The sequence below is a fragment of the Acinetobacter sp. 16 genome (genome assembly GCF_033439925.1).
GTDB lineage: Bacteria > Pseudomonadota > Gammaproteobacteria > Pseudomonadales > Moraxellaceae > Acinetobacter > Acinetobacter junii.
The window spans coordinates 3,021,589-3,037,450 of record NZ_CP137746.1; the positions used below are offsets into that span (position 1 = coordinate 3,021,589).

The window sequence follows — 15,862 nt, forward strand, 5'->3', positions numbered from 1 at the left end:
ATGTTCTGAAAATTAAATCAGCCTGTCATATGGTGCGAGATGTAAATCAATATTGCGGCACACCATGTATCTTTAATAAACTTTGACCACCGCAATCAAGCTGATGACTCATGACGAAACAATTTGCTGTTATTGGAAATCCAATTGAACAATCCCGCTCACCAGAATTGCATCATGCTTTTGCAGCAAAAACAGGCGTTGATTTAAATTATAAAAAAATTCTTGCTCCGCTAGATGGTTTCGAGTCCGCAGTTAAAGCGTTCTTCGATCAAAACGGTGTTGGCATGAATGTCACTGTTCCATTTAAAGAGCAGGCTTTTGCGTTATGTGACCAACTCACTGAACGTGCCAAGATTGCCAAAGCAGTCAATACTTTATGGATGCAAGACGGTCAACTATATGGTGATAATACCGATGGGCAAGGTTTAGTTGCGGCGATACAAGCTTTGAATTGGAACTTAGCAAATAGCCGTATTTTGATTTTGGGTGCGGGTGGCGCAACACGCGGTGTGATTTATCCTCTGGTTCAAGCTGGTGCAAAACAAATTATGATTGCCAACCGTACATTAGCCCGTGCAGAACAATTAGTTGAAGATTTAAAAACGGCTGTGCCCGATACTGAGCTACATGCAATCAGCCTAGATCAACTGACAGGTGAGTTTGACCTCGTCATTAATGCGACTTCGGCAAGTTTAACGGGTGAAGCTTTGCAATTACCCCAAACACTTATTTTTCATCACGCCTACGAAATGGCATACGGAAAACCATCAAGTTTCCTTGATCAAGCCCTTATGAGACAAGTGCCTTCTAAAGATGGATTCGGCATGCTAGTGGGTCAAGCCATTGAAGCTTTCTCTATTTGGAATGGCGTGAAACCTGAATTAAAAGATTTCTTATAAATCAAACCATAAAAAGAACCTGCATGATGCAGGTTCTTTTTAACTGAATTATTTTGTGCTTATCATTTTCTGATAAACATCTTTGAAGATTTCATAATCAATAAATTCATTATGTTCAATTTTCAATGCCTTCAATGATTTATCAGAAAGCTGATTTTTACGTGCATCTATATATACTTGCCCCAGCACATTCGCTGTTTGCTCCAACAAGCTCTTTTCTTCGCTCGAAATACCATTGGTTTGTTCAAACTGGATTTGATATTGTTTCGCAAACAATTGCTGTGGTTGCTTATATTGAGCTTTTAGCTTTTTCCATTGCTGACGATCTTGGTCACCACGCATTGCATCCGTCACTAAACGATTTACGGCTTGACCCAACTTATCATCAAACTGATCTTCTTGCTCCAAATGGTGTTTTTTCTGTAAGCTTTCGATCTGTTTCAGAGCCTTACCTTCAGGACTATATACCTCTTCATCTGAGAACCAATAAGCATAGACACTTGCGACTTCTTGTAGCTCTTGAGAAGTGTAACGTTTCGCAAGACTTGGATTACTCTCAACCAATTTAGCAATGAACACCGCTTTGTAGGTTTGTTCATATGACTGTGTAGCATCGTAACGCTGCTCAGCAATTACTTTGAGCTGATCATCCAAAGATAATGTATAAGGCTGTGCTGAGCGCTCTTGAATGCCTGTTTGACCTAATTTTTCAGAGAAACTGCCGATCGCTTGTTCAAGGATAGAACCCTTACTCGCTTCCGCCCATGTTTTAGCTTGCTTTAACTGAGCTTGATCAATCGGGGTTGCTTTACCGTAATTTGTCACCAGCATATCTGCTTTGATATTAAAACTCGACTTCAGCTCAGGCAGTGCATAATTCAAGTCATAATCAAGTTTGACTGCACGTCCTTGTGCATCCAAGCCAACATCCATCACGAAAGGATTACGCTTTTCAACGGGTGGTAATGCTTTTTGAATGTCTGCTTGATGCTTCAGCCAAAGTGCTTTAAAGCCCTGATCATCAATAAATTGATTTTGATCGTATTGAACAAACTCTTTTTCAACTGCGACCAATTTTTCAATATAAGACAAGAAACCCGATGGCGTTTTCTGCTCACCCAAAACATCGACATCGTACATGGTTTGACAATACTGAATATCACCAAAATTTGTTTTGGCAGCATTTTGTAATGCTGTACATTGCTCGCCTGTTAGCACATGTTCTGTCGCGGTGGCAGACTCTGCAACGGCATCAGCCTCTTCTGAAATATCTTCAGCTTCTTGAGCCACATCCTCTGCTGCGACTTTGGTTGCATCTGCCTCTTCAGTATATTCATCCTCTGGCTCTTGTACTCCAAAGTGTTGATTCACTAAACGATACAACTCTTGGCTCACCACACTCGCATCATCAGCTGCTGTCTTTGAATTTAATAAAGTGCCACTTTGTTTAGCCTTTGAAGCAGTGTCTGTTTTGTCTTGTTCTGAAATCAATTTTTCAAGATTTTGCTCATCAAATTTCAAAATACTTTGCATTAAGTATTTTTCATTCACTTTGCTATATAGATTCGCTTGCAGAACCAGCTCTTCAATTGTGGTTTTTAAACGAATTTTCTCTACCACACCCGCAGCTTGATCAGCAGAACTCACCGACAAAGCTTGAATACTGTTTGGATCAGCTAAACGATAGTAAATAGCACTCGATGCTTTGATGTATTCTGCAAATTTCTTGTAATCGACTTGTTTAAACAAGCCTTGGTATTTTGAAAAATCTAAATACGCTAAATTGTTCTGATTTTCTTTATTCACCAAGTATGGCATCAATGCAAAATAATTGATGTAGAACTTGTAGTTATTTAAATCCAAAACCATCGGAACTTTTGCTTGAACCAATAAGGTTGGCTTTTCATAACGAGCAGTGAGGTTAAACGAGCCTATCTTTTGGCGATAATGCACAGATCCATCATACTCAAATTGCATATCATTTAAGATATTAGCCATTACTCGAGCAAATTTATCAAACTTGCTATTGCCCAAACCTTTCGGTTGCTCTGCCAAAGCTTTATATAGTGCTTGTTTTTGTTTTGCATCCAAATTGACTTTTTGCTCGCGCAGATATTGATCAACCTTTTGTTTCAAAGCAGCATCTAAAACATCTTTCTGTTGATCTGCTTCAGCTTTATGCTGATCAAGGTCAACATGAATATTAAATTTCCCCCGATAGTCGTAGCTCGGATATTCGTACATCGCATTGATGCTATTTATTGCTTTTTGCTCTAAACTAGAAGAGCTTGAATTGGTTTTAATGACATGCTGAGAACAACCTGAAATACTAAGACCAAACAAACATAATGTTAAATATTTTAAACGCATAGCTTTATCAAACACCTTTATATCGTTATATTTTCAATTACTAAATGGATCATTTTCATATTCAAAACGAGTCTAAAACTTTAGCAGAAAATTGAATTTTCAACTAAGTGTTTTTAGCCTTAATTAGCTTTTCTGACAGTCTTTTCCACAGTGTTTATCAATGTATTTTTATCACCACTGTGAATAATCAAAGTACTGATACAGATAATCCACAACGATTCAAATACAGGATTAAGATTATGCCAGCTTATAAAGCCCCGCTCCGTGATATTCGCTTCTTAATGAATGAAGTGTTCGATTATCCAGCACATTACCAAACTTTGACAAGTGGTCAAAATGCTGATGCTGATACAGTTGACATGATTCTTGAAGGTGCGGCTGATTACTGCGAAAACGTACTTTCTCCAATCAACCAGTCTGGCGACGAAGAAGGTTGTACTTTTAACAACGGCGAAGTAACTACTCCTAAAGGCTTCAAAGAAGCATACGACCAATTTGTAATGGGTGGTTGGCAAGGTCTTTCTTATCCAGAAGAGTTTGGTGGCCAAGGCTTACCAATGTCTTTAAACCTTATCAAATCAGAAATGATGGGTACTGCGAACTGGTCGTTCACGATGTATCCTGGTTTAAGTACAGGTTGTATGAACACCATCATGCAATTCGGTACTGATGAGCAAAAAAATACATATATGCCTAAACTCGTTGAAGGTACTTGGTCTGGCACAATGTGCTTAACTGAGCCTCAATGTGGTACTGACTTAGGTCAAGTAAAAACTAAAGCAGAAGCTGCTGCTGACGGTACTTACAAAATCTCTGGTACAAAAATCTTCATCTCTGCAGGTGAGCATGATTTAACAGAGAATATCATCCACATCGTACTTGCACGTCTTCCAGATTCACCTGCTGGTACTCGTGGTATTTCGTTATTCATCGTACCTAAGTTCATCCCAACTGCTGATGGTGGTGTAGGTGAGCGTAACACGGTTTCTTGTGGTTCGATCGAACACAAAATGGGTATCCGTGCTTCAGCAACTGCTGTATTGAACTTTGATAACGCAACTGGTTACTTAATCGGCGAAATCAACAAAGGTTTACATGCCATGTTTACCTTCATGAACACTGCACGTATTGGTACAGCTGTTCAAGGTATCGCACACGCTGAACTTTCTTTCCAAGGTGCTTTACCTTATGCGAAAGACCGTATGTCTATGCGTGCACTTTCTGGTAAAAAAGAGCCAGAGCGTGTTGCTGATGCGATCATTCACCACGCAGACGTTCGCCGCATGCTTTTAACTCAAAAAGCTGTAGCTGAAGGTGGTCGTGCAATGATTTATCACGCTGCCAAACTTGCAGATAAAATGGCTGATGCGCTGGCAAGTGGTGATCAAGCTGCTTATGAAGCTGCCGATGACAAACTTGGTTTCTATACTCCAATTCTTAAAGGTTTCTTGACTGAATTAGGTTTGGAAGCTGCAAACCATGGTATCCAAGTATATGGCGGTCATGGTTTCATCAAAGAATGGGGCATGGAACAAATCGCACGTGATGCACGTATCTCAACATTGTATGAAGGTACAACGGGTGTCCAAGCACTTGACTTATTAGGTCGTAAAGTGCTTTTAAGCTCAAAAGGTAAAGTTGTTCGTGACTATACTGCTGAAATCTTAAAATTCTGTGCTGCACATGCTCGCAACAAGTATTTACGTCGCTTCGCTTGGGACTTAACTAAGCTTTGCGCTCAATGGAATACATTAACTGTTCGCATCATGCTTGCAGCGCGTAAAGACCGTGACATCGTATCTTCTGCTTCTAATGATTTCTTGATGTTCTCTGGTTATGTAATGATGGCTTACTTCTGGGCTCAACAAGCTGTAATCGCTTCTGAAAAATTAGAAGCTGGTAACGGTGCTGAAACTCCAGAATTCTATAAAGCAAAAATCAAAGTTGCAGATTTCTACTTTGACCGTTTATTGCCACGTGCCCAAGGTCATGCAGAATCAATGGTATCGACTTCTCGTACATTGACTTCTCTTGCACCAGAACACTTCAGCTTCGATTACTAATCGGAACTGCATAAAAAAAGAGCGCTTAAGCGCTCTTTTTTATATTTAAATTCATCATGATTTTACTTTTTCAAAAACATAGGCTTTCTTAGGAAACGGATATTCGTTAAAAAACTTCCGATTTTGTCCGTGATCACCATTCCAAATCTTGTCTAAATTCATTACCAAATCTTGATTCGCATTAATCTGATAGTACAAATTCACATCCGCTGCATCACAACGAATCATGATTTCATTTTGATCTTTATGAACATGCCAATGAACCTGCTTACAGGTCTGTTCAATTTTGGCAATATTCTGTGATGAATCAGTGCCCAAACGTCCAAAGCTGGTATTGGTCCAAAATACAGATCCATCATCTAGTAAATTAATAATATATTCGGCTTCGTTTTCATTGTTCACACATCCAGCAAAAGGATCAGAACATGGAATACGCGCATGATAACGCCCGGCATAGATCAAATCTTGCGGTGATGGTTTTTCTATATGTTTCGATGCAACATGAGGAATGGTTGCCTGACCTGCTACTTTAGTTAAAGCAACACCTTCACTGGAAACTGCTTGATCATCTACAAGCACAGTCGATACAGCCACCTCAACAGGTTTAGGCTGGGTTTGACTGTGTGATATCGCTGGTTCAGGATGATGACCATCACATGCTGTCAAACCTAAAACCAATAGAGTTCCTACACTGAGGGGCTGTAAGAATAACCGAAACTGCATATTCATCATTCTCTAACATCAACATCGTTCATTTTATTCAAGACCTCTCCACCCCGTGTAAATCATAAAGAACAGGATATACATTTACACATCTACAGAAGGAATAGAAATAAAGTAACGATGAGTCTGAAATCGCAGGTTGCTATCACAAGATGCGTTAAGTCGGTGCATTTTAGGCGATAGTGTCGGTTTTTCCATCAATTCTTTACATACCGTAACTATTCTCTCGCTTACAGAAACTTTAAAAAAATGAATTTGACCCTATCTCTAATATAACAACAGCACATTATCTCAATTTTTTGATTTTTCCCTGTTGTTTCATTTATTTAAGGAGAAAAACTCGATGGCCAATTCTGGTTTATATCGCTCAAACCAACAAAGCATGATCGCTGGTGTAATGGGCGGTATTGCTGAACGTTTTGGTTGGAATGCGAATTTACTACGTTTAATCTTTGTGATTATTTCAATTATGAGCGCCGCTTTCCCAGGTATTTTGGTGTATTTAATCATGTGGTTAGTCATTCCAAAAAGACAGGCGAATCGAGTTGAGCACGTACAAGGTTACAACCAACCTGTCAAAACAGTGTATGAAGATCAAGGAATCAAACGTTAATCTTATTTTTTAGTTTGGTCGCTACGGTTGGATTTACCCCTATACAACCGTAGCTTTTTTTTGCTCAAAATACTGAAGATTGTTGTTTGATTTGCTGATGCAAGGCCGCAATCATATCAGCCCGACTAATAATTCCAATTAAACGTAGCTCTTCAACCACAGGAATATAATTAAAAGATTTTTCAACAAAATAAGGTACAAGATCTTGAATCGGTTGTAATGGATCAACTTTCACAACTCGACGACTCATGATCTGTTTCACATAATGTTGCCAAGAATTTCGCGGATCAGTGGCCCCTTTGAACCACTCAACAACTTCGTACAATGCTAGAGTTCCAACCAATTGCTCTTGATCATTCACAACTGGCAAACTCATTAAATTAACCGATTTAAACTTATCCAAAGCCTGATGAATATCGTCATTCTCATATAATTTGATTACATCACGGCTCATAATATCCTGACACACGAACGAATGATTTAATCGCTCATTCGCATGCTCTTGTGCTTCTAAAATGATTTTCTCTAAATCGTATTGGCTGATATCTAATAGTTCAGTGTGTTGCTCTAAGGCATATTCGATATCTTTGGGTTGAATCGATACTTTTTGAGTAGGTGTTGGGTCTTTGGAGCGTTCATTCAGATGAGGCATAGTCGGATAATTTCGCCCAATCAGTCGATTAAAAAACACTGCAAAAACAAGTAATAAAACTGAGTTGAGTAATACAGGGTAAAGGATAAAATGAAAGCCGAGCTTATGTACAGCTTCTCCACCCAAAACCGCAGTAATGGCTACAGCACCACTTGGTGGATGTAATGAATCTGTGGTCATCATCATAAAGATAGCCAATCCAACAGCCACACTAAATGCTGTGGTTAAATCAGGTAAAAGCTGGGTGCAAGCCACCCCAATAAATCCCGCTAAAGTATTACCAACCACCACATTCCAAGGCTGTGCTAATGGACTATTTGGAACTGCAAATAATAAAACGGAAGATGCACCCATCGGCGCGATATACCAGGCATTCATCCCGCCCAATACATACCAACTAATCAAAGAAGAAATCGCCAAACCACACAGTGCGCCAAAGCCTGAGAACAAACGTTCTTTCACTGGAAGAACTTTATAATTAGGTTTTAGTAAATTTATCCAGTCTAATTGGGTCAAGTTCACAATGCACCTTGCTGGTTGGATGTTTTGATTTTCGAACGAAGCAAGTATACGCGCAAAGCCAAATAAGGTGTATTCAAGTTACATCTTAAAGATATGAGATAATCTGATAATCTATTATTCAAGCAATTTTTACCAAATATTATAAATTAACCAACACCGATGATTAATCAATTCAATACTGTGCTAGAGAACTGTTTTGTATAAAACTGAGTTTTTAACACTGCTGCTGTGTGCATTAGCAGCATTACTACATGGTCTGAGTGGTTTCGGATTTCCGATGATCAGTACAGCAGCATTGTCTCTGTTTCACCCTCTACAGACTGCCGTCGCGATGGTACTTATTCCATGTATTATCATGAACCTAAGTGTGTTAGGGACGCATGAAAAAGCCCCGATCTCCCTATTATATTATGTAAAAAATTACTGGAGTCTTATCGGTAGTAGCCTGATTGGAAGTCTGTTTGGCGTCATGCTACTGCTTTATATTGATGAAAGTTATCTCAAGCTGTTGTTAGGGATGGTCATTTGGCTCTATGTATTAGATCAATTTAGATCGGAACCTTTGCACCTAGATCGCTCAATTAAAAACATGCTCATATTTGGGTTGCTTGCAGGTGTGATTGGAGGCGCAACCAATGCGATGGCTCCATTTTTGATGATGTATTTGTTAAGTACACAGCACAGTAAAAATGACATCGTGATGATTACCAACATTAGCTTTCTTGCCAGCAAATTAATCCAGTTCTCGATACTCTACCCAACGCTTTTGACCTTTGATCAGGCACAGATATATCTATTGTGTGCAATTACGTTTTTTTCATTATTTTTTATTTATCTTGGTTCTAAGATCAGAATTCATATTTCCCAACAAAAATTCAAACGCCTTATTTTAGTCATTTTGACTGTACTCGGTACCAATGCACTGTGGCAGGGAATCAACATGATTTAAAAAGATTTTACATAGATGGCAGAACTTAATATTTACTTCTAGTTCTTTGAGACTTTATGGTTATTCAGTTGTATACGCTATCGCAACTAGAACAACTCAAATAAGGATATTTTATGAATGTTCCTCACCTCGAAACACCCACCAATGCCATGCCCAAAGGCTTAATCCGTGGCTGGGTGATTATTGCAATTGCAGCACTGCTGTCTTTCGGTTTATATGAAATTTTGCCTTATGACCAAAATGCCAATAAAGGTCTAAGTCTGTTGTTATTTATCGGTATTTTGTGGCTGACTGAAGCTATTCACATCACCATCACGGCATTGCTAGTCCCTGTGCTCGCGGTTCTCGTCGGTATGCCGAGTGTGGGAGGAGATGGTGAGATTGAAGCAATTTCTACCACTAAAGCACTGAGTACTTTTGCTGATCCAACGATTTTTCTATTTTTTGGTGGTTTTGCCTTGGCAACTGCATTGCATGTGCAAAAACTTGATCGAAAAATTGCCATGTGGATTATTGCAATGTCTAGAGGGCATCTGGGAGTAGCTGTTTTAGCCATCTGTTTGGTCACAGCCGTTTTGTCGATGTGGATTTCAAATACTGCTACCGCGGCTATGATGCTTCCACTTGCATTGGGTTTGCTTTCACATTTTGATGCGCAAAAAGAACGTAAAACTTTCGTATTCATTCTCTTAGGTATTGCTTATTCAGCAAGTATTGGCGGCTTAGGTACTTTAGTTGGCTCACCACCCAATGCGATTGCAGCGAAAGCATTAGGCTATGATTTTGCAGACTGGATGAAAGTCGGTTTGCCTATGATGCTCATCATTTTCCCTGCGATGTTATTTAGTTTGTATATCGTGCTCAGACCTAAACTTAATCATCGTGTGGAATTCAGAACAGAAACTATCCCTTGGAACCGTGATCGTATTCTAACCATGTTAGTTTTCGCTATCACTGCATTGGCATGGATTTTTGGTAAAAGCGTCAGCGAACAGTTTGGAATTACTCAACCTGATACATGGATTGCAGTACTCGCAGCCTGTATGGTCGTGATCTTAGGAATCGCCACTTGGAAAGATATTGCAGACAATACGGACTGGGGCGTATTAATGCTATTTGGTGGTGGCTTAACTTTAAGTGCCGTTTTAAAAGACTCTGGTTCTTCTTTGGTACTTGGGCAAACTCTGGCAAATGCATTTGGTGATGCCTCACCATTCCTAGTCATCGTGATTGTAGCTGCATTTATTATTTTCTTAACTGAATTTACCAGTAATACAGCCTCAGCTGCTCTGCTGGTTCCAGTATTTGCAGCAATCGCTGATCAAATGGGAATTCCAAAAGAAATTCTTGTGGTTGTCATCGGAATCGGGGCTTCATGTGCGTTTATGCTCCCTGTCGCAACACCACCGAATGCGATTGTATTTGGTACAGGGCATATTCAACAAAGTGAAATGATGCGAATTGGCTTTATCCTCAATATTTTATGTATCGCACTGGTTTCAATATTTGTTTACTGGTTTTTCCTCTAAATATAAAAAAGCGCTTCGGCGCTTTTTTTATCGCTTTAAATAAGAGAGAAGATCAAACGTATTTTTCATTCAAATAACGCCAATAGCGTTTAGGCAAATATTGCACATGCAATTTCACATTCTGACGCTCTTTAATATTGATACTATTGAAATAATCTTTCCAAAGCTGATCATATAATTCTTCTTGTTCATCTAATTCTAATTGAAAGTTTTGACTGGCCCCATTTTCAATATTACGGTCAATCTGATGAGCATCTAAAGACACCTCATGAATCTCGTGTAAGTCATAATACAATCCATATTTGCGTTGTTCGTCATAAATCAACCAACGTTGATCTTGATAACGACGCTTAAAATGCGGCTGTATCAAAGGTAATACATTAAAATCAGGTCGAACTAAACTTAAAAATAAACCATCTGTGGTTTTCTTAAACCGCACAAAAGCTTCCATACGATGCTTTTCTCGCCCGACCTTTTTCGTCCATTGCGATATCGCTAAAACACTAGGATGCGAATAATTCTTCTCAACTGAATGTTGATGTCGAAAGACATAGATACAGTAATTAAATAAATGCTGATAGGCATCCAAAGATTCAGATAAATAGGCAAAATAAAATTGTCTCAAAGATGAATGCGACAATTTCTGCTTTAAGGCTGACCAAACACGTGCTGCATGTTGCTCGTGATTTGGAATTTCAACTACCGTGGCAAATAAACCATGCTGTGCGCCTTGGTTTAAACACAATTGCACGTGGAATTCTTTAAATTGAAAAGCACGAAATACGCAGTTGAGTAAACCGACCATAGAGCCATCAAAATAGTAATAAACCACACCATCACTGAGCATGTTTAGAATCCTAAACTCAACTGAGGTGACAGTTGTTTGACGTACTTGGATGAACCCTGCGTTAATATTTGCTGACGAATATCAGTCGTAGAAAGTTCCTTTTGAAACCTTGGACTGTCTTCACAACGAATAAAAAACTGGGCACGTGAATATGCCACACCGAGTTGTTTCAATAAATCAGTATGTATCTTGCCAAAACGACGCGCTTGCACGATTTTCTTAGCTGACTTCACTCCGATGCCTGGTACACGAAGGATCATGCGATAGTCAGCACGATTTAAATCCACTGGAAACTGCTCAGGATGACGCAACGCCCAACTCAGTTTGGGGTCTACATCTAAATCAAGATGTGGGTATTTTTCATTGACGATTTCATTGACTTCAAAACCATAAAAACGCATCAACCAATCACTTTGATAAAGACGATTTTCACGCAACAAAGGTGGTGCTGAACCGACAGCAGGAAGATAATTATTTTCTGTGTTGATTGGAATATAACCTGAGAAATACACCCGTTTCAGTTTAAACTCCTTGTAATGTCGATCTGCCATTACCAACACATCTTGATCGGTTTCTTGATGCGCACCAACCACCATTTGCGTGGTCTGCCCTGCGGGTACATATTTTGGAACATGCTTAATAATTTGACGTTCATCTTTGAGTTGAATTAGTCGATCACGCACTAAGCCTAAGTCTTTTTGTACTTCTTGATGGGATTTTTCAGGAGCAAACGCTTTTAATCCGATCTCAGTTGGCATTTCTAAATTGATGCTCATACGGTCAGCATAAAGTCCTGCTTCATGAATCAGCTCAGGCGATGCTCCAGGAATAGTTTTGAGATGAATATAGCCATTAAAATTTTCCTCTAGACGTAGTTTTTTCACCACTTGAAGCATCCGCTCCATCGTATAGTCTGCGGATTTAAAAATACCTGAGCTAAGGAATAATCCCTCTATATAATTACGACGATAAAAATTAATGGTCAGATCAACCACTTCTTGTACGGTAAATGCAGCACGTTTGACATCATTAGAACGGCGTGACACACAATAAGCACAATCAAAAATACAGACATTACTGAACAAGATTTTCAGCAATGAAACACAGCGCCCATCTTCGGTATAGCTATGGCAAATCCCTGCCCGACTGGCATCACCTAAACCTTTGTCTTTATTTTTACGGTCACTACCACTAGAGGAACAGGACACATCATATTTAGCTGCGTCCGCAAGAATTTGTAATTTTTCACGAATGCGATCAGACATAGCAAACACCTCAGTGACAACATCATTTCAAAGCTAACATTTCATGATTTGAAAATTAAGATTGGTAAAGATGTTATGCGTCATGAGGTGACGTTTATGTGAATGGTCTTCCATTCAGAACTTTGCCAACTGGGAAAATATGTCGGCTATTGGGTCCGTTTTGAATTAACTCGAAAATTAAACAAAAGCGTTTAAATAATTTATTATCAGAACTTGTCGCTGAAACGCTTGAATCCTTTGCACTGCACCCGAAAATCCTTATACTTAACCACAATTTTTGTTTGATTCCAGTGGATGCACCATGAGTCGTGCTATATCGCATATTGATACATTTCAGGGCTTAATTCTTGCCCTACAAAACTATTGGGCGGAGCAAGGCTGCGTCGTATTACAACCATATGATATGGAAATGGGTGCAGGGACATTCCACACTGCAACTTTCTTACGCGCATTAGGTCCAGAAACTTGGAACGCGGCTTATGTTCAACCTTCACGCCGCCCGAAAGATGGTCGTTATGGTGAGAACCCAAACCGCTTACAACACTATTATCAGTTCCAAGTGGTACTTAAGCCAAACCCAGACAATATCCAACAGCTTTATCTTGATTCGTTAAAAGCGATCGGCATCGATACACTGACCCACGATATTCGCTTCGTAGAAGACAACTGGGAATCTCCAACACTAGGCGCTTGGGGCTTAGGTTGGGAAGTTTGGTTAAATGGTATGGAAGTGACTCAGTTCACTTACTTCCAGCAAGTCGGTGGTGTTGAATGCTACCCTGTTACTGGTGAAATCACATACGGTTTAGAACGTCTTGCAATGTACCTTCAAGGTGTAGACTCAGTTTACGATCTTGTTTGGACCAAAGGTCAATTCGGTACAGTCACTTACGGTGATGTATTCCATCAAAATGAAGTGGAACAATCGACCTATAACTTCGAATATGCGCCAGTCGATAAATTATTTGAATTATTCGATTTCTATGAAGCTGAAGCAGCTCGTTTAATGGATGCTGAACTTCCACTTCCTGCTTATGAGCAAGTGATTAAAGCATCGCATAGCTTTAACTTATTAGATGCGCGTGGTGCGATTTCCGTGACTGAGCGTCAACGTTATATTTTACGTGTTCGTACCTTAGCGCGTTCAATCGCTCAAAGTTATGTGGCTGCGCGCGCGAAACTCGGTTTCCCAATGGCAGAACCACATTTACGTGATGAAGTATTAGCACAGTTAAAAGCACAAGTTGAAGCAGAAGCAGCCCAAGCTGAAAAAGCGAAGGAGAATAAATAATGACAAAGCATACTGTTTTATTCGAACTTGGCTGTGAAGAACTTCCACCAAAAAGCTTAAAAACTTTACGTGATGCCTTAAAAGCTGAAACGGAAAAAGGCTTAAAAGATGCAGGCTTAAATTTTGCTGCGATCGAAGCTTATGCTGCACCACGTCGTTTAGCGCTCAAAATTGTTGATATTGATGCTGCTCAAGCAGACACACAAAAACGTTTTGACGGCCCTGCTGTTCAAGCCGCTTATGATGCAGAAGGCAAACCAACTAAAGCACTTGAAGGCTTTATGCGTGGTCAAGGCATCACGGTTGATCAGCTTTCGACGTTCCAAGCAGGCAAAGTTGAAAAAGTTTGCTTTTTGAAAGATGTGAAAGGTCAAAGCCTTGATGCTTTACTGCCACAAATTTTACAAACTGCATTAGACAACTTACCAATCGCAAAACGTATGCGTTCTGCTGCAAGTCGTACTGAATTCGTGCGTCCAGTAAAATGGGTGGTATTGCTGAAAGATGATCAAGTGGTTGAAGCAACCATTCAAGATCATAAAGCAGGTAATGTGACTTATGGTCACCGTTTCCATGCACCTGAAGCCGTGACTTTGGCGCATGCAAATGACTACCTTGCTGCTTTAGAAAAAGCTTACGTTGTTGCGAACTTTGAAAAGCGTCAAGCAACCATTCAAGATCAAGTGAAAAAGTTAGCTGATGAAGTTAATGCAACTGCGATTGTCCCAGCAGACTTACTTGATGAAGTCACCAGCTTGGTTGAATGGCCTGTTGCATTACGTGCAACTTTTGAAGAGCGTTATTTAGCTGTTCCTCAAGAAGCATTGATTACAACCATGCAGGACAACCAAAAGTATTTCTGTTTGATCAATGCTGAAGGTAAATTACAGCCTTACTTCATTACTATTTCAAATATTGAGTCGAAAGATCCGATTCAAATTATTGAAGGCAATGAAAAAGTTGTACGCCCTCGTTTGTCGGATGCAGAATTCTTCTTCCTACAAGATCAAAAGCAACCGCTTGCATCTCGTAAAGAAAAACTCGCAAATATGGTATTCCAAGCACAATTGGGTACGCTTTGGAATAAATCAGAACGTATTGCTAAATTAGCGGTGGCATTGTCTCCAATTACGGGGGCAAATGTTGCTGATGCTGAGAAAGCAGCTTTACTGGCGAAATGTGACTTAACCTCTGAACTTGTGGGTGAATTCCCAGAACTTCAAGGGATTGCAGGAACTTATTATGCTCGCCTTGAGGGTGAGAATCATGAAGTTGCTGAAGCTTTAGGTGAGCAATACTTACCTAAGTTTGCGGGTGACGTATTACCACAAACCAAGACAGGCAGAACGATTGCGCTTGCAGATCGTTTAGACACGCTGGTTGGTATTTTTGGTATTGGTCAAGCGCCAACAGGTTCTAAAGACCCATTTGCATTACGTCGTTCTGCAATCGGTATCTTACGTTTGATCATTGAAAATGAACTCGATGTCACGATTGAAGAACTAGTTAACTTTGCGCTTCAAGGTTATGGTGACGTGGTTAAAGATCATGACAAGACGCGTGCGGATGCCGTTGCGTTCCTTGAAGGTCGTTACCGTGCTAAGTATGAAGACCAAGGCGTAGCAGTTGATGTGATTCAAGCGGTTCAAGCACTTGCTCCAAAATCTCCTCTTGATTTTGATAAGCGTGTGACTGCGGTCAATCATTTCCGTACTTTACCAGAAGCGGCTGCATTAGCTGCGGCTAATAAGCGTGTTGCCAATATTCTTGCGAAAGAAGCAACACCTGAAGGTGCTGTGGTTGAAGCGAATCTCGTTGAAGCTGCTGAAAAAGCGCTTTATGCAGAACTTCAAACATTGACACCAGTAGTTCAGCCTTTACTTGCTGCACGTAACTATACTGAAGCGTTGTCTAAGCTGGCCGCACTTCGTGCGCCAATTGATGCCTTCTTTGAAGGCGTGATGGTCATGGCTGATGATGCTGAATTAAAAGCCAACCGTTTACGTTTATTGGCTCAGTTGCGTGATTTGTTCACGGCAATTGCGGATGTAAGTGTGCTGCAGGGTTAAGTATTTATAGTTCTTGATCTTTCAAATAAACCCCGCTATACAATAGCGGGGTTTATTTAGTTAGGTGGTT

The 15,862-nt window shown here is 40.0% G+C and carries 12 protein-coding genes; 7 read left to right on the forward strand and 5 right to left on the reverse strand.

Going from position 1 to position 15,862, the window contains the following annotated elements; translation table 11 throughout:
• Window positions 1-110 precede the first annotated feature (110 nt).
• The gene (gene aroE, locus R2H34_RS14670) at window positions 111-899 is read left to right on the forward strand and encodes a shikimate dehydrogenase (protein WP_004964402.1); all 789 of its coding nucleotides are present in this window, start codon (window positions 111-113) and stop codon (window positions 897-899) included.
• Window positions 900-947: 48 nt separating this feature from the next.
• On the opposite strand, the gene R2H34_RS14675 is transcribed toward aroE, so the two are convergent.
• Window positions 948-3,269 (reverse strand): hypothetical protein, encoded by a 2,322-nt coding sequence (locus R2H34_RS14675; RefSeq protein WP_004964405.1) that lies wholly within the window; start codon window positions 3,267-3,269, stop codon window positions 948-950.
• Window positions 3,270-3,508: 239 nt separating this feature from the next.
• Here R2H34_RS14675 and R2H34_RS14680 point away from each other — a divergent pair, with 239 nt between their 5' ends.
• A complete protein-coding gene (locus R2H34_RS14680) occupies window positions 3,509-5,332 on the forward strand; it encodes an acyl-CoA dehydrogenase C-terminal domain-containing protein (RefSeq protein WP_004909455.1) in 1,824 nt (607 codons plus the stop codon).
• Window positions 5,333-5,386: 54 nt separating this feature from the next.
• On the opposite strand, the gene R2H34_RS14685 is transcribed toward R2H34_RS14680, so the two are convergent.
• Window positions 5,387-6,055, reverse strand: a complete 669-nt coding sequence (locus R2H34_RS14685) for a hypothetical protein (RefSeq protein ID WP_318342319.1) — start codon at window positions 6,053-6,055, stop codon at window positions 5,387-5,389.
• Window positions 6,056-6,398: 343 nt separating this feature from the next.
• Here R2H34_RS14685 and R2H34_RS14690 point away from each other — a divergent pair, with 343 nt between their 5' ends.
• A complete protein-coding gene (locus R2H34_RS14690) occupies window positions 6,399-6,668 on the forward strand; it encodes a PspC domain-containing protein (protein ID WP_004760601.1) in 270 nt (89 codons plus the stop codon).
• Window positions 6,669-6,732: 64 nt separating this feature from the next.
• Here the strand turns inward: R2H34_RS14690 and R2H34_RS14695 are convergent, their stop codons facing one another.
• Window positions 6,733-7,842 carry an HPP family protein gene (locus tag R2H34_RS14695; RefSeq protein WP_039047486.1) on the reverse strand — a complete coding sequence of 370 codons (1,110 nt, stop codon included), beginning with the start codon at window positions 7,840-7,842 and terminating at the stop codon, window positions 6,733-6,735.
• Between the two features lie 196 nt (window positions 7,843-8,038).
• On the opposite strand from R2H34_RS14695, the gene R2H34_RS14700 reads away from it, so the two are divergent.
• Complete coding sequence (locus tag R2H34_RS14700) at window positions 8,039-8,791, forward strand: sulfite exporter TauE/SafE family protein (RefSeq protein WP_151722949.1); 753 nt, start codon at window positions 8,039-8,041, stop codon at window positions 8,789-8,791.
• A 113-nt stretch (window positions 8,792-8,904) separates the two neighbouring features.
• A complete protein-coding gene (locus tag R2H34_RS14705; protein WP_004909459.1) occupies window positions 8,905-10,320 on the forward strand; it encodes an SLC13 family permease in 1,416 nt (471 codons plus the stop codon).
• A 52-nt stretch (window positions 10,321-10,372) separates the two neighbouring features.
• Here R2H34_RS14705 and R2H34_RS14710 read toward each other — a convergent pair whose 3' ends face one another.
• Together R2H34_RS14710 and R2H34_RS14715 are read right to left on the reverse strand one after the other, a co-directional pair.
• Complete coding sequence (locus R2H34_RS14710) at window positions 10,373-11,167, reverse strand: TIGR03915 family putative DNA repair protein (RefSeq protein ID WP_004964421.1); 795 nt, start codon at window positions 11,165-11,167, stop codon at window positions 10,373-10,375.
• 2 nt (window positions 11,168-11,169) lie between these two features.
• The gene (locus R2H34_RS14715) at window positions 11,170-12,432 is read right to left on the reverse strand and encodes a putative DNA modification/repair radical SAM protein (protein ID WP_004964424.1); all 1,263 of its coding nucleotides are present in this window, start codon (window positions 12,430-12,432) and stop codon (window positions 11,170-11,172) included.
• A gap of 301 nt (window positions 12,433-12,733) precedes the next feature.
• Here R2H34_RS14715 and glyQ point away from each other — a divergent pair, with 301 nt between their 5' ends.
• The gene (gene glyQ, locus R2H34_RS14720) at window positions 12,734-13,723 is read left to right on the forward strand and encodes a glycine--tRNA ligase subunit alpha (protein WP_004964427.1); all 990 of its coding nucleotides are present in this window, start codon (window positions 12,734-12,736) and stop codon (window positions 13,721-13,723) included.
• Entirely contained in the window at window positions 13,723-15,792 is a 2,070-nt protein-coding gene (gene glyS, locus R2H34_RS14725; protein WP_087539569.1) for a glycine--tRNA ligase subunit beta, read from the forward strand. Before glyQ ends, glyS begins: the two co-directional genes overlap by 1 nt.
• Window positions 15,793-15,862 lie beyond the last annotated feature (70 nt).